Annotated in this window: 22 protein-coding genes, 1 tRNA gene and 1 pseudogene; 18 read left to right on the top strand and 6 right to left on the bottom strand. The window is 45.9% G+C overall.

Annotated elements, in window-relative coordinates; translation table 11 throughout:
• The first annotated feature begins 6 nt into the window (after window positions 1–6).
• From IV71_RS05630 to IV71_RS05580, 11 genes are all read left to right on the top strand, one after another.
• Complete coding sequence (locus tag IV71_RS05630; protein WP_010691006.1) at window positions 7–768, top strand: CAP domain-containing protein; 762 nt, start codon at window positions 7–9, stop codon at window positions 766–768.
• A gap of 190 nt (window positions 769–958) precedes the next feature.
• On the top strand, window positions 959–2,122 hold the full coding sequence (locus IV71_RS05625; RefSeq protein ID WP_010691011.1) for an LCP family protein: 1,164 nt from the start codon (window positions 959–961) through the stop codon (window positions 2,120–2,122).
• Window positions 2,123–2,212: 90 nt separating this feature from the next.
• Window positions 2,213–3,157 (top strand): Ppx/GppA phosphatase family protein, encoded by a 945-nt coding sequence (locus tag IV71_RS05620; RefSeq protein WP_056995034.1) that lies wholly within the window; start codon window positions 2,213–2,215, stop codon window positions 3,155–3,157.
• Entirely contained in the window at window positions 3,154–4,383 is a 1,230-nt protein-coding gene (locus tag IV71_RS05615; RefSeq protein WP_010691015.1) for a hydroxymethylglutaryl-CoA reductase, degradative, read from the top strand. The genes IV71_RS05620 and IV71_RS05615 overlap by 4 nt, the downstream gene beginning before the upstream one ends.
• Window positions 4,373–5,344, top strand: coding sequence for a hypothetical protein (locus tag IV71_RS05610; RefSeq protein ID WP_010691017.1), 972 nt, complete (start codon window positions 4,373–4,375; stop codon window positions 5,342–5,344). Before IV71_RS05615 ends, IV71_RS05610 begins: the two co-directional genes overlap by 11 nt.
• An 18-nt stretch (window positions 5,345–5,362) precedes the next feature.
• Complete coding sequence (locus tag IV71_RS05605; RefSeq protein ID WP_010691019.1) at window positions 5,363–6,073, top strand: Sir2 family NAD-dependent protein deacetylase; 711 nt, start codon at window positions 5,363–5,365, stop codon at window positions 6,071–6,073.
• A 63-nt stretch (window positions 6,074–6,136) separates the two neighbouring features.
• Window positions 6,137–7,150: a cation diffusion facilitator family transporter gene (locus IV71_RS05600; protein ID WP_010691021.1), complete on the top strand. Its 1,014-nt coding sequence runs from the start codon at window positions 6,137–6,139 to the stop codon at window positions 7,148–7,150.
• Window positions 7,151–7,594: 444 nt separating this feature from the next.
• Window positions 7,595–8,977 carry an Nramp family divalent metal transporter gene (locus tag IV71_RS05595; protein ID WP_010691023.1) on the top strand — a complete coding sequence of 461 codons (1,383 nt, stop codon included), beginning with the start codon at window positions 7,595–7,597 and terminating at the stop codon, window positions 8,975–8,977.
• Between the two features lie 17 nt (window positions 8,978–8,994).
• Window positions 8,995–9,456, top strand: coding sequence for a universal stress protein (locus IV71_RS05590; protein ID WP_010691025.1), 462 nt, complete (start codon window positions 8,995–8,997; stop codon window positions 9,454–9,456).
• A gap of 88 nt (window positions 9,457–9,544) precedes the next feature.
• On the top strand, window positions 9,545–9,886 hold the full coding sequence (locus IV71_RS05585; RefSeq protein ID WP_010691027.1) for an ArsR/SmtB family transcription factor: 342 nt from the start codon (window positions 9,545–9,547) through the stop codon (window positions 9,884–9,886).
• 66 nt (window positions 9,887–9,952) lie between these two features.
• A tRNA-Leu gene (locus IV71_RS05580) sits at window positions 9,953–10,036 on the top strand.
• Window positions 10,037–10,124: 88 nt separating this feature from the next.
• Here IV71_RS05580 and IV71_RS05575 read toward each other — a convergent pair.
• The 4 genes from IV71_RS05575 to IV71_RS05560 are packed head-to-tail and all read right to left on the bottom strand — an operon-like array spanning window position 10,125 to window position 13,276.
• Window positions 10,125–11,021: a DNA/RNA non-specific endonuclease gene (locus tag IV71_RS05575; RefSeq protein WP_010691029.1), complete on the bottom strand. Its 897-nt coding sequence runs from the start codon at window positions 11,019–11,021 to the stop codon at window positions 10,125–10,127.
• Window positions 11,021–11,755: an amino acid ABC transporter ATP-binding protein gene (locus tag IV71_RS05570; RefSeq protein WP_010691031.1), complete on the bottom strand. Its 735-nt coding sequence runs from the start codon at window positions 11,753–11,755 to the stop codon at window positions 11,021–11,023. The genes IV71_RS05575 and IV71_RS05570 overlap by 1 nt, the downstream gene beginning before the upstream one ends.
• Window positions 11,752–12,450: an amino acid ABC transporter permease gene (locus IV71_RS05565; protein WP_010691034.1), complete on the bottom strand. Its 699-nt coding sequence runs from the start codon at window positions 12,448–12,450 to the stop codon at window positions 11,752–11,754. Before IV71_RS05565 ends, IV71_RS05570 begins: the two co-directional genes overlap by 4 nt.
• Before the next feature lie 31 nt (window positions 12,451–12,481).
• Window positions 12,482–13,276 carry a transporter substrate-binding domain-containing protein gene (locus tag IV71_RS05560; protein ID WP_010691037.1) on the bottom strand — a complete coding sequence of 265 codons (795 nt, stop codon included), beginning with the start codon at window positions 13,274–13,276 and terminating at the stop codon, window positions 12,482–12,484.
• Window positions 13,277–13,702: 426 nt separating this feature from the next.
• Here IV71_RS05560 and metG point away from each other — a divergent pair.
• Window positions 13,703–15,751: pseudogene (gene metG, locus IV71_RS05555) on the top strand (methionine--tRNA ligase); the annotation flags it as partial.
• A gap of 61 nt (window positions 15,752–15,812) precedes the next feature.
• Here the strand turns inward: metG and IV71_RS05550 are convergent.
• The gene (locus IV71_RS05550) at window positions 15,813–17,150 is read right to left on the bottom strand and encodes a dihydrolipoyl dehydrogenase family protein (RefSeq protein ID WP_010691038.1); all 1,338 of its coding nucleotides are present in this window, start codon (window positions 17,148–17,150) and stop codon (window positions 15,813–15,815) included.
• Window positions 17,151–17,261: 111 nt separating this feature from the next.
• On the bottom strand, window positions 17,262–17,750 hold the full coding sequence (locus IV71_RS05545; protein WP_010691040.1) for an ECF transporter S component: 489 nt from the start codon (window positions 17,748–17,750) through the stop codon (window positions 17,262–17,264).
• Between the two features lie 203 nt (window positions 17,751–17,953).
• On the opposite strand from IV71_RS05545, the gene gap reads away from it, so the two are divergent.
• From gap to IV71_RS05515, 6 genes are all read left to right on the top strand, one after another.
• Window positions 17,954–18,967, top strand: a complete 1,014-nt coding sequence (gap, locus tag IV71_RS05540) for a type I glyceraldehyde-3-phosphate dehydrogenase (RefSeq protein WP_010691042.1) — start codon at window positions 17,954–17,956, stop codon at window positions 18,965–18,967.
• Between the two features lie 186 nt (window positions 18,968–19,153).
• Window positions 19,154–20,557 carry a hypothetical protein gene (locus IV71_RS05535; protein ID WP_141559884.1) on the top strand — a complete coding sequence of 468 codons (1,404 nt, stop codon included), beginning with the start codon at window positions 19,154–19,156 and terminating at the stop codon, window positions 20,555–20,557.
• Between the two features lie 133 nt (window positions 20,558–20,690).
• Complete coding sequence (locus tag IV71_RS05530; RefSeq protein WP_010691045.1) at window positions 20,691–21,503, top strand: metallophosphoesterase; 813 nt, start codon at window positions 20,691–20,693, stop codon at window positions 21,501–21,503.
• 126 nt (window positions 21,504–21,629) lie between these two features.
• A complete protein-coding gene (gene fabZ, locus IV71_RS05525) occupies window positions 21,630–22,073 on the top strand; it encodes a 3-hydroxyacyl-ACP dehydratase FabZ (RefSeq protein WP_010691046.1) in 444 nt (147 codons plus the stop codon).
• Window positions 22,060–22,530, top strand: coding sequence for a MarR family winged helix-turn-helix transcriptional regulator (locus IV71_RS05520; RefSeq protein ID WP_010691047.1), 471 nt, complete (start codon window positions 22,060–22,062; stop codon window positions 22,528–22,530). The genes fabZ and IV71_RS05520 overlap by 14 nt, the downstream gene beginning before the upstream one ends.
• Before the next feature lie 15 nt (window positions 22,531–22,545).
• Window positions 22,546–23,520: a beta-ketoacyl-ACP synthase III gene (locus IV71_RS05515; protein WP_010691048.1), complete on the top strand. Its 975-nt coding sequence runs from the start codon at window positions 22,546–22,548 to the stop codon at window positions 23,518–23,520.
• Window positions 23,521–23,540 lie beyond the last annotated feature (20 nt).

Here is a 23,540-nt window from a genome sequence, read left to right as displayed (position 1 = left end):
TCTCTCATGAAGAATAACGTTACTAAGACAATCTTGGCCACATTAGCTTCTGCTACTGCTTTTGCTGCAGCAGGTGCTCACGCTTCTGCCAACGACGTCACAATCAAGGCCGGTGACACACTGTCACAAATCGCTGAAGATAACAACACAACTGTTGAAGAATTGGTTGCTAAGAACAACATCGCCAACGCTGACTTGATCATCGCTGGTGACACAATCACAACTGACGGTGTTGCTGCTGCCGCTACAACTTCTGCAACGGCAACTGCTGCCACTGCTTCAGTTGCTGCTGCCGCTGATGAAAACGTGACGGCTTCAACGACTGATGATTCAGCCGCAACTGCTAACACACAAGCAACGACGAACACGAACACACAAGCTGCTGCTGCAACGACTGCTGCCGTTTCAAACACGACTTACTCAGCTGGTGCTGATGGTTCAGTTCAAACAATTATCAACGCAATGAACGCAAAGCGTGCAGCTGCCGGTTTGGCACCTGTTTCATACGATGCTTCATTGGCCGCAACGGCTGCTTCACGTGCAGCTAACGCTGTAGCAAACGGTGGATTGCCAACTGGACACTTCCAACAAGTTGCTGGTCCTGAAGTTGTTGCCATCGATTGGTCACCTTCATCAGTTGTTGATGCTTGGTACAACGAAACTGGCATGGTTGCCGCACCTGCACACCGTAACTGGTTGATGAATGCTTCATTCACAAAGGTTGGTTTCGGTATCGTTGACGGCACGATTGTTGGTATCGCTGGCTAATTTAAATTTAATTTTTTCAAAACGACTAGGCGTTGCCTGGTCGTTTTTTGTTTACTCAAAAACAAATATAAAGCTTTTCCTAAGATGTCTTAATTCGCCTGCTTTTAACGCCTGTTTAACATGCTATGTGATAGAATAATAAAAGTTAAGTGATAATTTTAAAAATCGGTAGAAAGCGAAGATCATTCATATGCAACAAGATCCAGATCAATTATCCCGGAAAGTTCGGTATGACGGTGTCCGCCAAAAGCGAAAGAAGCGGAGCCGTATTCGGAAGTGGATTCTTTCCATTCTGACGATTATTCTATTGGCGGTTGCTGGATGGGGAACCTATCTCTATGCCCAGTACAAGGGGTCAATCGATGATATCCAAAAGTCTGCCAAGATCTCAAAGACTCGCAATGTTTCGAATTTAATTGCCCGGGGTAAGCCTTTTTCAGTTTTGGTTATGGGAACCGACGTTGGGGAGTTGAACCGTAACGATCGAGAAGGTCTCACGGATTCCATGATGCTGGTGACGATTAATCCCAAGACTGATAAAGTCACGATGATGTCGATCCCTCGTGATATTATGACGGCCATTCCCGGTTATGAAGATTCCTTCCCTCAGAAGTTGAATGCTGCATATGCTTACGGTGGCGTGGGAGCAACTATGAAAGCCGTGCAGAATTACCTGAATGTTCCAATCGACTCTTATGCATTGGTTAACATGAAGGGGTTGACGACATTGGTCGATAAGGTTGGTGGTGTTTCCGTTAAATCACCAATGGACTTCCAGTATAGCCAAGATACCGCCCACGATTACGGTCCTGACCTGTATCGTTTCCATAAGGGTTCCACGAAGTGGGAGTATTCCGATGATAACGGAGCTACTTGGACATCATCTAAGACGAAGTTGACTGGGGAAGCGGCTTTGGCCTTTTCAAGAATGCGTTATGATGATCCACAGGGAGACTATGGACGTCAGCAACGGCAACGACTCGTTTTGCAGGCGTTGATTAAGAAATCTGTGAATGCAGAGACGCTTTTGAACGCTTCCTTCATCAAGTCTTTGTCGAAGTATGCACAGACAGATTTGTCATTCAACAATATCTTGAAGATTGCTCAAAACTACCGAAACGCAGCTAAGAACCAAGATTCTGATCACATGCAGGGAACCGGTGTCATGTACGATGGGGTTTCTTACCAAGCGGTAACGAACTCTGAAAAGCAACGTGTTACGAACAAGCTACGAAAGCAGCTTGGACTTTCTGAAAAAGAAACCGGAACACAGTTTGGTGGTGACGTACCATCCTCAGGAACAAGTATTGCAAATACGTATTTGTCACAAATCGGCGAGACGTTAGAACAATAGAATAAAAAGCATTAGACAGTCGTCTAATGCTTTTTTCTTTGGAGGAAATGGCTGTGTTATACTGGACAATAATCACTAAATGGGGCCATTATGCAAGAGAAAAACATCGCCATTATCGATTTGGGCAGCAACTCAGCACGACTAGTTGTTGAAAAAATAAAAGAAGACGGCTCGTATGAAGAACTCTATCGTGTGAAAGAAGACACTCGTCTTTCACAGGGGATGGGGGATAGTCTTCTTTTACAAGAAGAGCCAATGGAAAAAACAATCACGGTATTAAAGACCTACATGGCTTCTTTGCAGAATTTTTCGGTTGATGCTGTTTATGGCATTACAACTGCTGCGGTTCGTACAGCCAAAAATCAGTCTGAATTTTTAGCTCGGGTCAAGCAAGCGATTGGATTACAGCTGCGCGTTTTAACGGGTGAAGAAGAGGCTCATTATGACTTTTTAGGAGTCATTGCTTCTCTCCCCAAGGTGCATTCAGCCGTTATACTGGATACCGGAGGGGCTTCGGTTGAGTTAATTCCTTTTCACCATCAAGTGGCAGAAGTGGAGTTATCCCTACCCTTTGGTGCCGTTAATTTATCGGAAAAGTATCAGTTGGCGGATACGGTGGAAAAGTCACAAATTAAGGCGGCTTGTCAAAAGATTCAATCCGCCTACCAAGGTCTTCCCTTCATTAGACAAAATCAGGGTCAACCAATTATTTTGCTAGGTGGGGCCAACCGTTCACTGGCAAAAATGGCGGAAAAGAAGGGCTGGACCAAGCAGAACCAACCGACCTTGCATGGCCTTTATTTAACCAGTGCCCACGTAGAAGAAATCTTTGCAGAAATTGCTGAAATGTCTCGCGCGCAGCGGGAACACTTAGCTGGGCTGGAGAAAAACCGGGCAGATATCATTGTTTCCGGCTTGTTGCTCGTGCTCAATCTGGTCCGCGCCCTACAGGCACCACGGGTAATTTTTTCTGAATCGGGTGTGCGCGAAGGTTTGATTTATGAATTAATGAAAGAGGAATTTGGCCACTCATGACAAAGAAGTTTTACCAACTGTCAGCACGAGAACGGCTCGAAGCCATGGGCTTGACTCCATCTTTAACGGCTTTTTACCGGGAGCGACAATCCGATGAAATGCCCAACCTGATTGAAAATTACTTTGCTGATTTTACGTTACCGGAAGGACTTTTACGCCATCTAGTGGTCGATGGTCGCTCCTATCAGGTTCCCATGGTCACGGAGGAACCTTCTGTTGTCGCTGCGGCTAACAATGGGGCTCGTTTGGTCGGCCAAGCAGGTGGCTTTCAAAGTCACCAAACAAGCCAATCCCTTCTCGGAGGTCAAATTCTTTTTCAAGATGTGGCGATTGATGAGTTGTCAGCCTACGTTTCTGAACAGCGAGAAGCCATTTTTGAAGCTGCTAAGCTGGCTAAGCCTTCCATGGTTGAACGAGGCGATGGCCTCAAAGATGTCCAGATTCGACCGCTAGCAGGACGAAGGGCGTCGCTCGACCTAACCGTCCAAACTGGTGAAGCAATGGGCGCTAACGCCGTTAACACGATTCTAGAAGCCGTTAAAGCTGTTTTTCAGCCGTTTAACAAGAACATTGTTGCGGCTATTTTAACAAATGCCGGTCATGACGCCTTGGTGACCGTAACGGCCCACATGCCAGTGGCGCTGGTAGGCGGTTTAGCGGCTGCCAAAGCCATTGAGTCATTATCGGCTTTTGGAAAAGTCGATCCAGACCGAGCGGTTACTGAAAATAAAGGCATCTTCAACGGCTTGTCCGCTGTTGTCTTGGCCACCGGTAATGATTACCGTGCGGTGGAAGCAGCTGGCCACGCTTATGCGGGAAGTACGGGACGGTACCAGTCGTTGTCAACTTGGAAATTAGATGATACTGGCAAGTTCCTACTGGGCTCCTTAACGATGCCGGTCAACATTGGTCGTTTGGGTGGCGCCATTGCAGCCATGCCGATGGCCCAAAGGAACTTGGAATTGCTGGGAGCGCCTTCCCTAGATGCACTGAAGAAAGTCATCGTGGCCACTGGTTTAGCCAATAATTTGGCTGCCTTAAAGGCGGTGTCTGGTCCTGGCATTCAGGCAGGACATATGCGAATGCAGGCGCGAACACTCGCTGTCCAGGTGGGTGCCGTTGGTGATGAAGTCCTGAAAGTGGCCAATGGATTGGCAGCCGAGGGTGCAGTTGATCAAAATCATGCTAAAAAAATTTTAGGAGAAATACGAAAAAATGACGCCTAAATTACAAAAATTATTAGAACAAGTAAACGAAACCTATCCTGGGACGGTGATGGTTCGGACTGGTCAAGAAAAGTCGGGACGATTGCGACTGGATCAGGTTAAGCAATCCTTTTTAGCCGACCGTTTGTTGATTGAAGTGCCGGATGAAACGGAAGCCGACTTTGCCATTGGGGTCGAACTGATTCAGCTATTGTTGTCCTTGAATGGCATCGTGCCCCAAATTTTCTTTGGTCTTACTTTTGAAGATGAAACCCTTGATCAGCAATTGGTCACCATTGCGAGTCGCTTGCATCGGATGGTCATGCACGCCATTGCCTTCCGCGAAATGGGTAAGCAGGGTTATTTGAACAATTCGACAGCCACTGCTTTCCGCAACGGAATCGCAGACGAATTGTCCGATGAACAGGAAGAAATTGATGGGCAACATCTTTTCCGCCTGTTGTCCTTGGTAGATGCTCAAATTTTTAATGCCGTGTTGAAAGAGCGGGAATTGGCAGAAGAGTCGGCAGAAGCCGAACGTTTTTACCAAAGTCATTACCCAAGGGCAAATGCTGACGCCAAGGCGCTGGCTGAGCCAATCATGAGTGCTGATTTGACGGATTCACGAACGATTCGTAAAACCATTGTTCATTTATTTGCCGGCCTCGATGAACTGTTGGCAAAGGAAAACTTGCCAACTGTTAATGCCCAACAATACGTGACATTGGCTCCGGTTTTGTCCGAACGGCAACTGAATGGTCCCGTGAAAAATCTGTATGAAATTTTCCATTCTGAGATGACCGATTATGCTTCAAAGGAAAAGGCATACGTTGGGTTGGGTAAGCAAGATAAGCAGAACACCTTTGTGATTGCCGCGCCTAAAAACCCTGCCGATCGACCTAAGTTCTTTACGGAACTCTACGCACTATCTGTTCGAGAATTGCTGGAGAAGTTGGCGTTGCCTTATATTTTGCGAAAGTAAAAGAAGGAGGAGTCGTTCATGAAGATGGTAACTGAGGGCGTTCAACGAGCCTTTGATCAAGCAAAGAAAATCGTGTTTTTGACGGGAGCTGGTGTTTCGACGTTGTCGGGTATTCCGGACTACCGTTCTAAAAATGGGGTTTACCAAGGACTCGACTATTCGCCGGAGTACTTATTGTCGGACCAGGCCTTTGCTGAAATTCCAGACATTCAGTACGATTTCATGCAGCAAAATCTGTATTTTCCAAAGGCACAACCCAACGTGATTCATCAAAAAATGGCTGAATTTGTTACTGAGGGACGGGCAAAAGTCATTACACAAAACATTGATGATTTGGACGTTAAGGCTGGTTTATCTGATCAACAATTGATTCGCTTTCACGGTTCACTTTATGATTTATACAGTCCCAAAGACGGGCAAAAAGCCCGCTTAGAGGATTATCAGTGTTCGCTCTATCGACCAGAAGATGGGGCTAAGATTCGACCACGAATCACCTTTTATGGCGAGATCCCTTTTCGGGTAGAAGAGGCGGCTACCTGGGTTGCCCAGGCGGATCTGATTTGTTTAGTGGGGACCTCCTTTAAAGTCTATCCCTTCGCTGGGTTGCTAAGTTATGCCCAGCCCAATGTGCCAATTTTTGCCGTTAACTTGACACCGTTGCCAGCCATGGCTGGTGTGCAACAAATTATCGGAAATGCCGCTGACTTTTTCGGTGAATTAAAAAACTAAGTCCATATTTGGGCTTTTTTTTATTTAGAAAAAAGGTATGATACAAAAAGGAGGAAGAAAACTATGTCAACACAAGAAGAAGCGCCAAGACAAACGGCGGCTTCCCATGGAACTGTTCAACAAAAGGAAAATCATCTTCATCATCATGGCCATACACAGGGTGGGCAGCCCTCGCAAAAGCCGTATTTAATTGGGATTAGTCTGAACTTGATTTTCGTTTTGTCTGAATTAATTTTTGCCAAGTTAGCTCATTCAACCGCCTTATTCGCTGATGCCTTTCACAACCTTTCGGATGTGCTCGCGCTTGTTATCGCGTGGCTGGCCGTTTTGGTTTTTGGTATTAAGGCAACGCGTAGTAAGACATATGGCTGGCACAATGTTTCAATTCTGGCTTCGATTTTTAACACGGTTTTGCTGCTCTTTGCGGTGGGGACCATCCTAGTCGAGGGGGTTAACGACCTCTTGAATCCTTCCGGCATTCATACGAATGGTTTGATGATTACGGTTGTTGCGGCCATCGGAATCGTCGTTAATGTCTCAACAGCTCTGCTTTTTAAAGCTTCAGACGTGCCGGACGAGCACGGTCACAGTCATCATCATGACCAAGACTTAAATGCCAAGACAGCCTATATTCATCTGCTATCCGATGCTGGTGTTTCAATTGGTGTTATTTTAGCTGGATGGCTAATTAACCTAACCGGTTGGCAAATAATTGACCCCATTGTTTCGCTTTTGATTGGTTTGATTATCTTGCTAACGGCTTGGCCTGTCATGAAAGAAACCGTTAACTTAGCGATTAATGGGGTGCCAGATACCATTGATGAAGATGCCATCTATGACTATCTAGCAAAAAAAGAGGGCGTGGTGTCACTACACGATCTGCATATTTGGCCATTATCGACGACGGAAACGGCGTTGACGGTTCACTTGGCGTTGTCAGACGAAGCGTTACGAGGGGATCATGGACAAAAAGAGCTCCATGACATTGAAACTGCCTTAAAAGAAACTTTTGGTGTTAGCCACGTAACCATCCAGATTGAAGGGCAACAACACGAAGAAAACTGCAATACAATTTAATGACAAAATGTTTAAAAATCGCAAAAAATCCTTTTAAATAAGAATTATTCTCATTTAAAAGACCGTGTTACAGAATATAATTAAATTAAGATTAAATCATAAAAAGGGGTTGAGGCTTGTTCCAATGCCTTTTTTTATTTTTTTGTTCAAAAAAACCTGAAATAAATCAAAAAATTATGCTTGACCCGGACGCTGCATCGTGTAATATTAAGTCTAGACTTAGGTAAAAGTCATTGAGTTAAGTACCTTTCATAAGCTTTCAACAACCAAGTTGAATGAAATCCTTTATGAAAATTATTTAGCGCAAAATTGTGAAAATCTAGCTATTCTGCTACTTGAGAATAATTAAATGTCAAGCAAGGGGTTCTTGCGGTCTTTTTGCTTGAAATCATTTTTCTGCGTCGTTCAATGGCCTTCCTAAGGAGAAATCCAAAGGAGACAATTATGGACAATTCCGTAAATAAAAAGACTCATCATTCATTGATTGAGCACACCGGTGATAAGTCACTGGCTGAAGTAAACGGCTCCATTGAAGTTCCAAAGAATGGTTCTTTCTGGCGTCGATTGTGGGCTTTCTCAGGGCCTGGTGCCTTGGTTGCCGTTGGTTACATGGATCCAGGTAACTGGGTGACATCAATCAAGGGTGGAGCTGCATACCACTACTTGCTTTTGTCTGTTATCTTGATTTCATCATTGATTGCGATGCTTTTGCAGTACATGGCTGGAAAGCTTGGAATCGTTAAGCAAGAAGATTTGGCCCAGGCTACTGGTAACCGTACCAACAAGTTTGGCCGTTACGCACTCTGGATTATGACCGAATTGGCCTTAGTTGCAACGGATATCGCCGAAGTTGTTGGTGGTGCCATTGCCATGTCCTTGCTATTTGGTTGGCCACTGTTGGTTACCATCTTCTTGACGGCCTTCGATGTTGTGATCCTGCTTCTCTTGATGAAGTTCGGATTCCGTAAGATTGAAGCGATTGTTATGACGTTGATTTTGACCATCTTGGTTGTCTTCGTTTACCTAACTATTTTGTCAAAGCCAGACTGGATGGCCATCATGGGAAACTATGTGCCTCGTCCACAGACTTTGTCAACTGAAGCATTACATGGATTGGATAGCCCAATTACGTTGACTGCTGGTATCATTGGTGCCACGGTTATGCCGCACAACCTTTACTTGCACTCATCAATCTCACAAACGCGTAAGGTTAACCACGATGACCCTGCTGAAGTGAAGGATGCCATCAAGTTGATGACTTGGGATTCTAACATCCAGTTGACTTTGGCCTTCTTCATTAACTCAATGTTGTTGATTGTTGGTGCCGCCTTGTTCTTTGGTCACGCAACTGAATTGGATGGTTTCCACCAATTGTATGATGCTTTGAACAACCACAACATTGCCGGTGCGATTGCTTCACCAGTGTTGTCAACTTTGTTCGCCTTGGCCCTCTTGGCTTCAGGTCAGAACTCAACCATTACTGGTACGTTGACTGGTGAAATTATCATGGAAGGTTTCTTGCACTTCCGAATCCCAATGTGGCTTCGTCGTGTGATTACCCGTGGTATCGCCATCACGCCTGTATTGATCATTGCGATTATGTACGGTGGTAACGAATCACAAATGGATGCCTTGATTGAGTCGACTCAGGTCTTCTTGTCAATCGCCTTGCCATTCTCAATGGCCCCATTGATTTACTTTACTTCTTCAAAGAAGATCATGGGTGACTACGCTAACTCTGCTTGGGTAAAGTGGGTTGGTTGGCTCTGCTTCATTGGTTTGACGATTATTAACATCGTTCTTATTTACCAAATGTTTGCTGGCTAATTGAATAGGAGGCTATCATGACTGAATTAACAATGAATATTGAACCAAAGCAATTTAAGACGGTTTTGGTTGGTGTTGATGAATCAGAACAAGGCTACAAGGCCTTGGCTAACGCGATTCACCAAGCACGCGAAGATGATGCGCACTTGATTATCGCTTCCATTTTGGAAATGGGTGACTTATCAGCCATTGCCGCGCTACACCTTGATGTGATTAAGGAAAAGCGTGAAGAAATTGAAAAGAACTTGGAAAAGTACCGTCAATTCGCTGAAAGCCAAGGCATCAAGCAAGTTGATACTGTCTTTGATGATGGTGTGAAGGCTGGACAAATTCTTGCCGATGAAATTGCGCCACGTGTTAAGGCCGACTTGATTGTTGTCGGTGCACACTCTCGTGAAGGCTTCTGGGGATCAATTGGTTCACAGGCAGCTTACATTGCACGTAACTCACGGATTTCTGTTTTGATTGTTCAAGGCTAAAAATTAAAAGACCTTTGAAGTGATTCAAAGGTCTTTTTTGTTGACTTTTATCGGAAACAACTGAGGGGTAATTTGTTATAATAGCGCTATGCAAAAAGAAATTCAACTTGAACTAAGCCATATTTTTAAGTTATTAGCAGGCGAAAAACGTTTGGCCATTTTAATGCTATTGCAAGAGCGTTCTTATTCGGTGAATGAGATTGTTGAGGCACTGGGGATGGAACAGTCCGCCGTGTCACATCAACTGCGGAAACTGCGAGAGGATCAGGTTGTCACGGTCGAAAAAGTCGGCAGGACGGTCTATTACCGCTTAACGGACTCACACATTTTAGACCTGCTTGCGAATGCTGAACGGCACGTTGAGCACGTTGTGAATCATGAAAGTCATGCTGAATGGGAAGCTCAACATAAAGAGGATAAAAATGACTAAATTCGCTCTTTTTTATTGACAAGGTTTGCTAGCCTTGATAAACTAATAAAGTTGTAAAAGAGCAACGCCCTTGTGGCGGAATTGGCAGACGCGCTGGACTCAAAATCCAGTGGTGGCAACACCGTGTGGGTTCGACTCCCACCGAGGGCATGATTAAAAGGAAGTAACGAAGGTTACTTCCTTTTTTTGTACACAAAAAATCGGTTCCGCCTTAACGAAACCGATTGATTAACTGACTTTATTGAATGGTTGACGCGCCGGTGCTGTAATCGATCGTCACACCAGGCTGAACGTTAAATATCCAGTAATTAAAATCAAGCGAAGCACCATTGTCCTGGACAGATTTGGCCATGTAGTGGACACCACGAGGAACAAGCTCGTTACCAGAATAAATCGGTGTCACCTGACCGCGGATGGTGATGTTTGGATGTTGCTTGATTGCGTAGCGGATGTCATCCTCTGGTACAAGCTGTCCCGGGAAGGCGTTTTCCACGCGTGTCCCTGTCGTCATATTTTCAGTTACCATCGTGGGCATTCCAAAGAATTGATAACCGACAATATGCGATTTATTCCAGAGAGCCTGTTTGCTGCCACCAAGCGTGACCTGGGGGTTATGATGGGTACCGCCGACCCAAGACGTCCCGTTAAAATAATCATTTTGATTCCAACCAGATGGTCGGACTGACTTTGGTATTTGGGAAGGGCGCTTGGTAACCTGATCCATGGATGCTTTCGAAGCGATGAAGTTGCCTTGGCCGGAACGCCCCAATGAATCGAGTGGTGAAAGCGCTAATCCGTTGACGGGATTTAATTTAGATCCGTCAGCTGGGAAAGTCTGTGCTAGTTCAGTGGCGGTGAAAGTGGCCTTGTTACCATTGAGGTGAACAATGTCACCATCAAGGGTGCCATCCCACTGGATGGCTAAGAGATCCTGGTTGCCCTGTTCACCACTTTGGACTGTCGCGGAGTGCTTTGAGTTTTTGGCAGACTTGATTACCTTGGACTGCTGTTGGCTATTGTTCGGAGCGGTCTTTTCTTTTTGAAACGCTTGGTAGGACAAAACCGCCACCATGGCGATAACGATGGCGACGGTTTGTGAGAAGCGTTTTTTTGATTGTTTGCGACGTTTAACCATTAGAAAGACATTGCTCCCAAGAACTGCTTAATCCGTTTCTCGTTTGAATGGAAGAAGCCGTCGGTTGGTCCAGCGTAGCCAACGTGACCATCGTCAATAAAGACCACTTGGTCAGCTACTTGTTCTGCAAAGGACATGTTATGGGTGACAATGACCATGGAGACTTCTTTTTTCGCTAATTCCTTCAGTACCCGAAGCACTTGTGCCTCCAACTCTGGATCGAGGGCCGACGTTGGTTCGTCCAACAGTAGATACTTAGGGGACATGGCTAGGGCGCGTAGAATAGCCACACGCTGTTGTTGACCCCCGGAAAGTTGGTAAGGATAGCGATTAGCTAGTTCCGTCATGTTAAACTGCTTTAATAGTTCTTTGGCGGACGATTCGGCCTCTTCCTTACTTTTCTTCTGGACCTTAATGGGACCTTCCGTCAGGTTTTTTAGCACCGTGAGGTGGGTAAAGAGCGCCTTTTCCTGGAAGACCATGGCCGTCTTTTGACGAATTTGTAAAATTTGGCCGTTCGTTAATGGTTTGGCCAAATCCAAGATTAATTGGTCAATTTGCAGTGTACCAGTATCTGGGCGATCCAATAAATTAAGCGAACGTAGTAGCGTGGACTTACCAGAGCCCGATGGACCCACGATGGCTGTTGTGTGATCAGCCGGGAAAGTCAGGTTGATGTCTTCCAAGGCGACCTTGTCGGGATAGTGTTTACTGAGATTTTTAACTTGAATCATTGGGCAAACCTCGATGTGTACTTTTCTAGGTAGTGCTGACCAATTGAAAGAATTGATGTGAAGAAGGCGTAAACCATGGCGACCAGAATGTACATTGACAGAACCTTATAGTTTGCTGCCGCGATTTGTTGCGACAAATAGAAGATTTCCACAATGGTAATGACGGAAGCCAATGAGGTGTCCTTCAGCAGACCAATTAGTGAATTGGAAAGCGGTGGAATAGAGATTCGGGCAGCCTGTGGCAAAACCACGTAAAGGTAAACTTGTGCGCGGGTCATCCCCAACGATTCCGCTGCTTGCTTTTGAACTTCTGGAACGGAGGAAATCGATGCACGAATCGTCTCTGATGCATAGGCGCCGGTGTTCAGTGAGAAAACCGTGATAGCCGAAACCCAGGCAGACTGGAAGAGGGCGATGTGTGCGTTTGGCAAGCCGTAGAAGACGATGAAAAGTTGAACAATCAGTGGCGTTGACCGGAAGAACCAAACATATGCATTGGCAATCCACTTAACGATTTGGAGCAGGGCGGCTGCCCACTCGTTTTGAGGTAGCTTAGCCACTCGAACCAGTGCCGTTAGCGAGGCAAAAATCAACCCGAAAAAGAAGGAGATGGCTGTGAGTGGGAGTGTGTATTTGAGCGCTGTGAGAAAGAGCTCGGGCAGATATTGAACTGCCAGATTAAAAAAGTCTATCATACTTTCTTCCTATTTAGTGTAGCCGGATGGCTTATTCTTTGGTTAGGTCCTTGTTGAAGTACTTCTTTGATAACTTGGTCAAGGTTCCGTCTTCACGCAGTTCCTTGAGTGCCTTGTTGACCTTTTCTTGCAGCTTCTTGCTATCCTTGTTCATCAAGACACCATCGGGAGTGGAGCCCATTTGCTTTGAAATGTCGACGGCTTCAACGTCTGCATCAGGATTCGACTGCTTCCAGTTTTCAAAGGCGCCCATATCGTTCAACGAACCATCGGCACGGTTGGTTGTAATCAAGTTCATCGCTTCAATAATGCCGGCAACAGCCTTAATGTTGGCGCCTTCTTCCTTCGCCTTCTTACCATAGTTGGATGTGACGGACTGAGCCATTGTCTTCCCGTTAATATCCGAAAGGCTGTTCAATGATGTATCACCAGTGCGACGAATCAAAGCGGCCTTTGGATAGAGGTAAGCAGTTGACATGCGGTAGTTTTCCTTGCGCTGATCGGTGATTCCGATGTTGTTAATGACAGCATCGTAACGCTTAGCATTCAAGCCAGCGATAAGGGAATCCCACTTTGATTGGACAAAATTGACTTTCATGTCCATTTTCTTGGCCAAAGCGCGCGCAATTTCAACTTCGAATCCGGTTAATTGCCCCTTATCGTCGTGGTAAGAAAAGGGGGCGTAGGTTCCTTCTAGTCCGACCGTGAAGGTGCCGGCCTTGATGGTTGTGTTGTCCTTGCTAGACGAGGTCATCTTACTAATGCCGAACACAGCACCGATAATAATAACGAGACCAGCGATGATAATTGCAATTTTCTTGTTCATGTTTTTGTACTCCTAAATTTACTCAAAAGAAAAAACCACCCCGGGGCAGGATAGATGTCGCCCTAGGGTGGTTTTTAGCCTATAAACGCCACCCTAAAAAAGCGGTGCGCAACAGCAAACCGTTTGAGTCATCGTGTTTTGTTGTGAGTTTCGAATGTTCGCGTTCATAGGTTCCTCCTTATAATCTGTATTTAGTGTAACGGTGGGGCTATTCTTTGTCAATAATGATTCAATGGTTAGAATTGTTTTTTTAATAAATTGGTCTGAAAATTGTTAATCGATAAAGTCTTATGGTAAAGGCGTTTGTGCTAAGAGAATCGAAACTGGTTTATTAGGACTTTGTAAGTTGAAAGTCCTGACGCTGCTGGTTTGCCTCGTTTGATTTTGGTATACTAATGAAGAGAACAGGCACCATTTGCCAGGAAAGGGACTCATATGTCAGACAAAAAAAACTTCTATATTACGACCCCGATTTACTATCCATCTGGAAAGTTGCAATTGGGAAACACTTACACGACGGTTTTAGCCGATGCGGCTGCGCGTTACCACCGCTTGCTTGGTGAAGACGTTTTCTTCTTAACTGGAACCGACGAACACGGTGAAAAGATTCAGAAGAAGGCTGCCGCGGCCGGCACGACGGAAAAGGAATACTTGGACAAAATGGCCAAGGACATCAAGGAACTCTGGTCTTTGATGCACATTTCTTATGACAAGTTTATTCGAACGACCGACGTGGACCACGAAAAAGCCGTGCAAAAGATTTTCCAACAGCTGCTCGATCAGGGTGATATTTATAAGGGACAGTACGAAGGTTGGTACTCTGTTTCGGACGAAGAATACTTTACGGAATCACAACTGGCTGAAGTTTACCGTGATGAAAACGGTAAGATGATTGGTGGGAAGGCTCCATCAGGTCACGAAGTGGAAAAGATTCAAGAAGAAACCTACTTCTTCAAGATGTCGAAGTACGCCGACTGGCTGGTGGACTACTACAAGAACCACCCAGACTTCGTTCAACCAGAATCTCGAATGAATGAGATGCTACAGAACTTCATTCTTCCTGGCTTGGAAGATTTGGCCGTTACCCGTACTTCCTTTGATTGGGGGGTACCGGTTCCTGGTGACGAGAAGCACGTGATTTACGTTTGGATCGATGCCTTGGCCAACTACATTACGGCACTCGGCTATGATTCGGCCAATGACGAACTATTTAAGAAGTTCTGGCCTGCCAATATCCAATTGGTTGGAAAGGAAATTGTCCGTTTCCACATTATCTACTGGCCAATTATGCTCCACGCACTTGGCTTGGAGTTACCAAAGGAAATCATCGGCCACGGTTGGTTGGTGATGAAGGATGGTAAGATGTCCAAGTCGAAGGGAAACGTCATTTACCCTGAAGACTTGACGGAACGCTACAGTTTGGATGCGGTCCGTTACTACTTGCTGCGCGCCATGCCATTTGGAAATGACGGGGTCTTCTCACCGGAAGACTTTGTTGACCGCGTGAACTTCGACTTGGCCAACGATTTGGGCAACTTGTTGAACCGAACGGTTGCCATGATTAATAAGTACGAAGGTGGCGTTTTGCCAGAATTCGTTTCGGATAAGACCGACTTTGATGCTGACTTTGAAGAACTAGTGGCCGAAAAAATTGCGTCCTTCAACGATCAGATGCAAGCTGTCCACACGGCCGATGCTCTCGAGTCAGTGTGGGCCATTGTTCGTCGGGCCAATAAGTATATTGATGAGACAGAACCATGGGTTTTGGCTAAAAAAGCTGGGGAAGATGCAACCGCTAAGGAAACGTTGTCCGCTGTGATGGCGCATCTAGCCGCCAGTCTGCGTGTTGTGGCGGCCATGTTGCAACCAATCATGGTCAATGTGCCAAAGCAAATCTTTGCACAACTTGGTTTGACTTTGCCAGCTGAAGGATTGTCTTTGGTTGATTTGGCCATGGTGGACTTGCCAGCAGGTGCTCAGGTCGTCGAGAAGGGACAGCCAATCTTCCCACGCTTGGATGTGGAACAAGAAGTAGCCTTCATTGCCGGCTTAGTATCGAAGGATACCAAGGGCAAGGGTCGTGCAGTCAAGGAAGCGGCCAAGCAGGCTGAACAAGAAAAGGAAGCAGCGGCCGTGGAACACAAGGCAGCCATTGAATATGATGACTTTGATAAGGTTGAGATCTTAGCTGCTAAAATTACAGCGGCAGAAATTTTACCAAAGTCAAAGAAGTTAATTAAATTTACTTTGGATGACGGTTCGGAAAAGCCACGTCAAATTCTTTCGGGAATTCGTCAGTGGTATCCAGAACCAGAAGAATTGGTTGGTAAGACAGTGGCGATTGTTGCGAACATGAAGCCCCGTAAGATGGCCGGCGAATTGTCTGAAGGAATGGTACTTTCTGCTGAAAAGAACGGTATCGTAACGGTGACCGTTTTGCCCGATTCAATCGAAGCGGGATCAGGAATTGAATAATTAAAAAAAAGCCTCGTTCCATGGAACGAGGTTCTTTTTGCTTTAAAAACAGTAATGAATTTTAGCCTAAGTAGCCCAAAGCTGAGTAACCAATGGTTGGGAAAATGGTCACGAGGCGCTTGAGTTGCTCGGCTGTATAACCGAATTCAATGGCGGGCAAGAGTGCGTTGACCACGTCATCAGCCTTGTCAGAAATTTCAATCACTCCGACCAACTGCTTGTTCTTGTTATAAATCAAGGTACGTTGGCCGGCACTTTCAAAGTCGACCAGACGGTACCAGTCATCTGCCACTTGTTGTTGGACAATGTCGTATTTGTCGGGTGCGGCTTTTGCTTCGGCAATTGTAACACCGGCCTTTGCCAAGCGTGGTGTGGCAAAAACGTTTTCAGCGATGGCTGGGTAGTTGATGGCCTCCGTCTCTTCACCAAGAATGTGGGCGACGATGTATTGTGATTCAAAGGTAGCCGTTGGCGTGAGCTTTGGCTGTTCTTTTTTAATCACATCACCCGAAGCATAAATGTTTGGCTGGCTGGTTTGGAGGAATTCGTTCACTTCGATTCCCTTCTCGTCATAGTTGATGCCGAGGGTGTCGAGGTTGAGCCCGTCAGTGTTTGGTATCCGTCCCGTCGCATCCAAGATATAGTCAGCCGGGTATGAACCAGTTGAGGTTGACACCGTGTAAGCGGAGCCGTTTTCTTCCACGGATTGCACTTGGCTATTCTTGATGAAGACGACACCTTGGGCAGCCAAATGCTTCATTAGTTGGTCACTGTATGCTTTATCAAAGGCAGGGAGTGCTTCAGAGCCACGCATGATAACGGTGACTTGTGATCCAGCAGTTTGCATGATGGAAGCGGCTTCCAAACCAATGAAACCAGCCCCAATAATGACCATTTTGCCAGGTACATCCGGAATACTCAAAAAGTCCTTTGAGTCATGGAGGAATTCTTTTCCTGGAATGGCCAGGCGGTGTGAATGCTGCCCCGTGGCAATCACAATTTTATCCGCTGTGACTTGGCGATCGCCGACAGACACTGTGTGCTCATCCACAAAGGAAGCATGGCCAAAGATAAAGTCGATACCGGCCGATTCCATGCCAGCTTGAATGGCGGGTGCAAAGCCATCGACAATCTTTTGTTTGCGTTGCATGGCTTTTGGCCAATCAATTTTAGCAGTATCGGTAATGACACCGTCCGACTGCTTAATGGTCTGTAAGACTTTGGCAGGGGCTTCTAGAATAATTTTGGCATTGCAGCCCCAGTTTGGGCAGGTACCACCAACACGATCTTCTTCTACAAAGGCCACTCGCTTGCCTGCGGCAGTGAGGGCGGGTGCGCCATCAAAAGAACCGTGTCCGGCTCCGATGAAAAGAACGTCATAATCAAATGTGTGTGACATGAATTTCCTCCTTCTTAGTTCTTTCTATTATCCCACGCTTTATTTGGAAATAAAAATATTAAAGGAAAGTAAAAAGCCTGACCGGTTAAGATCAGACTTTTTTGGACATGGTTAGCGTGACGCTAGTTGCTTCTTTAGGACGGGTAGAATGGCAAGGGCGACAATGGCACCAAAGAGGCATTGGCCGAAGTTACCAAAGATTGACGCCCAACCGGCTGCCCAATTGTATAGGAAGGAACCGGCCAAAACATACCCAATAATCATCACAATCGATGCCAAAATTAAAGCAATGGCTTGTACAAGTCCTGACCGCTTAATGGCTAGGCCAGCAATGTAACCTTCTAGTCCATGAATAACGAAGGAAAAAAGCAACCACTGTGGGTAACCAGCAAAAAGGTCAAGTAGGGCACCGGAAAAGGCCCCGACTAGAAGACCGGCCCCTGGTCCCATTGATAGGGCCGCGATAAAGATACCGGCTTCGACTAAGTTAACGAAACCAGAAGTGGCGGGAATTGGAATGTGCACCACGTATGACAGCGCGACGTTTAAAGCAATGATGGCAGCAAGAATGGCAATCCGTTTACTCGACCATTTTGACATAAGACTCTCCTCCAAATAAAAAACTCTCGAATGTTAAATATTCCTTTTATTTTACCATGTTATCTTGGTAATAGGCCAAATATACACAAATGGTATGGCTTACCTTGTGAGAAAATGGCTAAAGGAGTTGCACTGCTGGGAGGCCATTGTGTTATAATGTTTGTGTTGACACAGGTCAAAAATTTATTTGGAGGTCTACACACATGACTGTGAAGATTGGTATTAACGGATTCGGACGCATCGGTCGTTTGGCATTCCGCCGCATTATGGAATTGGGTGACACAGCTGCTGATGTTGAAGTTGCCGCAATTAACGACTTGACGAGCCCATCAATGTTGGCATACTTGTTGAAGTATGACTCAACTCACGGCACATTGGATGCTGAAGTTTCAGCTGATGAAACTGGTATCATCGTTAACGGTAAGCACTACACGGTTTACTCAGAACGCGATGCTAAGAACATTCCTTGGGTTAAGAACGATGGTGTTGAATATGTTATGGAAGCTACTGGTTTCTATACTTCAGCCGAAAAGGCACAAGCTCACTTGGATGCCGGTGCTAAGAAGGTCTTGATCACTGCTCCAGCTGGTGACGTACCAACTGTTGTTTATGGTGTAAACCAAGACATCTTGAAGCCAGAAGACAAGATTGTTTCTGCTGGTTCATGTACAACACAATCATTGGCACCAATGGGTAAGGTATTGGTTGACAACTTCGGTGTTGAAATTGGTACGATGACAACGATTCACGCCTTCACTTCAACTCAAATGATTTTGGACGGTCCAAAGTCAAAGAAGTTCCGTTCAAACCGTACGGCTTCAGTTAACACAATCCCTCACTCAACGGGTGCTGCTAAGGCCATCGGTCTTGTTGTTCCTGAATTGAAGGGTAAGGTTGACGGTCACGCACAACGTGTTTCAGTTGTTGATGGATCAGTTACTGAATTGACTTCTGTTTTGTCAAAGAAGGTTACTGCTGAAGAAATCAACGCTGCCATGAAGGCTGCTGCTTCTGATTCATTCGGTTACAACGAAGACGAAATCGTTTCATCTGACATCATTGGTGACACACACGGAACGACTTTCGATGCAACGCAAACACAAATCATCGAAGCAGGCGACAAGCAATTGGTTAAGACTGTTTCATGGTATGACAACGAATACGGTTTCACTTCAAACATGATCCGTACGTTGTTGCACTTTGCACACATCGGTTAATCACTCAAAAATTAACTTTTTCAAAGATCCGCTTCGGCGGGTCTTTTTTTGTGTACAAACAATCAACGGAAAAGAGTGGTCGTTCGTTGACAGTTAATTAGAATCAGACTAAGATGAAGGTGTTCAGATAATTGACATAATTGATTATTCTGCATCGATAAATAATATAGAGAGAAGGTTGTTCAAGTGAAGAAGAGAATGAATGGTAGTGGGAAACGAACCGAAAGGCGTTTGCTAACGATTTGTGTGGCTGCAGGTCTCATGGTTGGACTAACTGGAACTGCGACTGTTTTATGGCAGAAGACGGTCAGTGGACCGGCAGTGGCAACCGCTGCTGAGACTGGGGCGACTTATCAATATGGTCAGTTAGCAAAGCGGGGGGATGTTTCCAATACGACTGTGTCCTGGCAGCATCAAGATGGCGACCAATTACCAACTGGTTCGATGGATTACCTTCAGAATCAACAGAATGGTCAAACCAGTGTGTCTTTTCAATTAAAGGCGAACTGCCTGCTAAAGGCTGGGGATGTGATTAAAGTGCCGGTATCAACCAATCTTGCTAACCAGGCCTTTACGCAGGGATTTAACATCAGCAACTTGAACAATGAATTGTATGATAACGGCACCCATGAACAGCTTTCGAAAAACGTCCACTATGACGCCAGTCAGCAAGCCATTCTAGTTCCGCTGGACGGTCGCGACTTTTCAGTTAAGCAAAGTCGTAACGTGACCCTGACTTTTAATACCGCAGGCGGAATGGTCTTCCCAAAGACGGCTTCCAATGGTGGTGACTTGTCCTTCTCCGAAACGGTTGCGGATCAAACGCACAATTACCACTGGGCGCCAAAAGCAACGGTGGCGAATTTTAAGGAGAATAATCAAGTCGGGAAAATGCAGTCCTTCTTGACGGACAATAAACCGGAAGGATTATCCGTGCGAACGCGGATTAACAACGTGGATAACGCAGCCTTTACGAAAGCGGTTAACTTAAACGATGGTCAGGACTACGTGCAAACCATTGATATCAAGGCTAGCACGCAACGCAATTGTGGCATGGTGCCGGTTTATATTGAAGCGAAGGACTTTGCTCCTTACGTTGTTGCCGCAACAAACATCGGACCCGCAACTAATTCAGTCGGCTGGACTGATCAAGCGGCTAATAATTGGGGCGGTACTTCCAACGCAACGAAGCGAATCAGTAGCTGGTTCACGCAGAGTCAGGGAACACCAGCTGCCAATCAGTATCAGGTCATCCGTGTATCGGCTAGTGAGTTGAAGCTAGTGATTAACTTTGGAAAACAGCAGGCCTTAGAAATTCCAATGACCCAATTTGAGACGTTGATGAAGTCGCAGTATGCCCATGTTTCTGACGTCCTTATTCAGCAGATGGAGGCCCGCTACATGGCTGAAGACGGTAATGTCGTGCTACCATATACGGTCATGGCCAACATGTCGATTGTCAATCCAAATAACGTCAATGATAAAGTCCAGTACAATACGACCTTCTCTGATAACCGTGGCGTTGTGAGTCAGCAAAGCGCAACGAATACTAAACGCAATTACAATTTTGCTGACGTGTCGTGGGATTAATTTGATAGTGGTTACCATCATCGATTTTTAAAGATTCGCCTTGGCGGGTCTTTTTTATTGAGGGAGAAGCTCGCCTTTTTTCGCCGATTACTGGCTATGCTATACTACAGGCAGTGAAACAGGAGGAATTGTCATGCGTCTAGCGGTTATTTCGGACTTACATTTAGATATCAATCGATTAGATGTACCCGAAGTGGCACACAAAATGGCCGACTATCTGCTAAAAGAACAAATCGCTGTCTACGTCTTGGCGGGCGACAGTTTCAATTCCCTAGTTAAGACTAGGGAGTTTGTCAGACAATTGAACGCCTTACTGTCTGGTAAAGTACGGGTATTTTACTTGGCGGGTAACCATGAAATGGGGGATGGCCTTTCATTTGAGAAATACGAGGAGCACCTTTCTGACGGCTACTTGCACAATCAAAGCATTGACCTTGGCGCCTATCGGATTATCGGCAACAACGGTTGGTATGACTATTCCTTCGACCATGGGCAGCATGATGCGGCCACCATTGGGCGGTTTAAAAAGTCATTTTGGTATGACAGGCGGATTAAGCAAACGATGACGGATCAGAAACGAGCCGTTCTTAGTCAGCAACAAGTCAAACGAGCAGTGAACGAGGCGCGACGGGCTGGGCAAAAGCCACTAATCATCACCCACTTTTCCCCAGATGGGCAGTTGGTTGAGACGATTCCCTTTTCAAAGTCGAAACTCGCCATTTTAAAGGCTTATCTTGGTTCAGAGGCTTTTGGAGAACAGCTGGTGGCCGCCCACGTTCCCGTTGTGGTTTCAGGTCATATCCATTGGCGGATGCCAAAGCATCGGATCGCTGAGACCACTTTTTACAATGCCTCGCTTGGATACGAAACAAAACGAATCCATGAATGGTCACAAAAAGACTTTATGACCGAGTGGAAGAAGCGGTTATTGATTTTAGACTTATAGATATAGTTTGTTTAAAAATTCCTTCTGTAATGAGATAGTTTGACTATCGAAGTATTTCTTGTTAGACTAACCATATCGTGAAAAAATCTTTATTGTAGGCCTTTTAGGTCTTAGAAAGGACAACTAATGCCAGTGTTAACAACGACGGAAATCATGGATTTGATTCCGAACCGTTATCCAATTCTTTACATGGACTACGTCGAGGAGATGGTGCCCGATGAATCGATCGTTGCCGTCAAGAACGTGACGATTAACGAACAATTTTTCCAAGGACATTTTCCGGGTAACCCTGTGATGCCTGGCGTTTTGATTATTGAATCATTGGCACAAGCTGCTTCAATCTTGATTTTGTCTTCACCCCAGTTTAAGGGAAAGACGGCCTACATGACTGGTATCAACGATGCCAAGTTTAAGAAAATGGTCGTTCCTGGTGATGTTTTGAAGTTGCACGTAACCTTTGGTAAGGTTCGTGAAAACATGGGGACGGTCGAAGTTGTGGCCAAGGTTGACGGAAAAGTCGCCACAAAGGCGGAGCTGATGTTTGTGGTGGCTCCCGATGAAAAAGAATAGCGAAACGGCTCCGGCCGTTCATTATAGGACGGCGAGTCAAACGCTGATCGACCTATTGGCTAATGCGGTCTGGGTTGAGGAAGGTGCGTTGAAACGCGGTCCTTTCGCTGCCCTGACAGTGCGTGATGTGCACACGATTTATGCCATTTCGATGTATGAGGAAAAAACAGCCTCGCAATTGGCACGAATGGTACATCTTTCACCGTCCGCCATGACAACGGCGATTGATCGTCTTGTGCAAAAGGGCTATGTTGAACGTCGGCGCTCCAAAAGTGATCGGCGGGTGGTTAAGTTAGGACTCACCCACCAGGGCCGGATTCTTTACCGTGCCCACCAAGCCTTTCATTTGAAAATGACCCAGGCCATGTTTCATGGCTTTTCTGACGATGCAGCGGGTATTTTGGAAAAGGCATTGGATAATTTAAAGAACTACCTTCAGGACTTACTGAAAGAGTAAGCAAAAGGATGAATGATGGAAAAGATGAAAATTGTAGCCACCGCTCGGCAGGTGCCTGAACGAGTGGTAACAAATGATGAGTTGACGGATTTGATGGACACGTCGGATGAATGGATTTACCCAAGAACGGGTATCCATAACCGGCACGTTGTGACGAATGAAAATACGTCGGATTTAGCAACGAGTGTCGCCGAAAAACTGTTGGCGGAGAGTGGTTGGTCAGCAAATGACCTCGACTTTATCATCGTCTCGACCATGTCACCGGACGCTTTGTCACCGCACACGGCGGCCATTGTTCAGGGAAACATCGAGGCGACCAACGCTTTTGCCTTCGATGTGAACGCGGCTTGTTCTGGCTTTGTTTACGGACTGTCCGTCGCTTCTGCTTTCCTTTCATCTGGTCGCTACCAGAAGGGGATGTTTATCGGGGCCGAAGTGTTGTCGAAACTAGTCGACTGGAAGGACCGCACGGTTTCCGTACTCTTTGGTGATGGTGCTGGTGGTGTTTTGCTCGAGAAGACTGAAGAGCCAAAGGGCTTGTTAGCAGAAGAGCTTCAAGCTTATGGTGATCGTGGTGAAGCGATTTTGACCGGTCGCTTTGCGAACAAAAACGCCTTTGCTGGTGAAATTTCGCCACTCGATCCGTACTTCCATCAGGACGGTCGGGGTGTTTATTCCTTTGCTACTCGTGAAGTACCGAAGGTACTGAACAAGGCACTTGAAAAAGCCGGTTTGACGGCTGATGATGTGGACCTCTACTTAGCCCATCAGGCGAACCATCGGATTATTGAATCCATGGCGAAAAACTTTGGTCAACCGATGGAAAAGTTCCCAACGAACATGGTGGAGTACGGGAACACTTCGGCTGCTTCGACGGCTATTTTGCTAGACGAACTGCAAAAAACTGGCAAAATCAAACCAGATATGACGGTCGCTTTCGTTGGCTTCGGTGGTGGTTTAGCCATTGGGGCTCAAATTTGGCAGTTTTAAGGGCTGTCGACTTTTATCAT

This window comes from Fructobacillus fructosus KCTC 3544 (genome assembly GCF_001438695.1).
Taxonomy (GTDB): domain Bacteria; phylum Bacillota; class Bacilli; order Lactobacillales; family Lactobacillaceae; genus Fructobacillus; species Fructobacillus fructosus.
The sequence above is the reverse complement of the archived record's forward strand: the minus strand, read 5'-3'. Positions and strand labels throughout refer to the sequence as shown.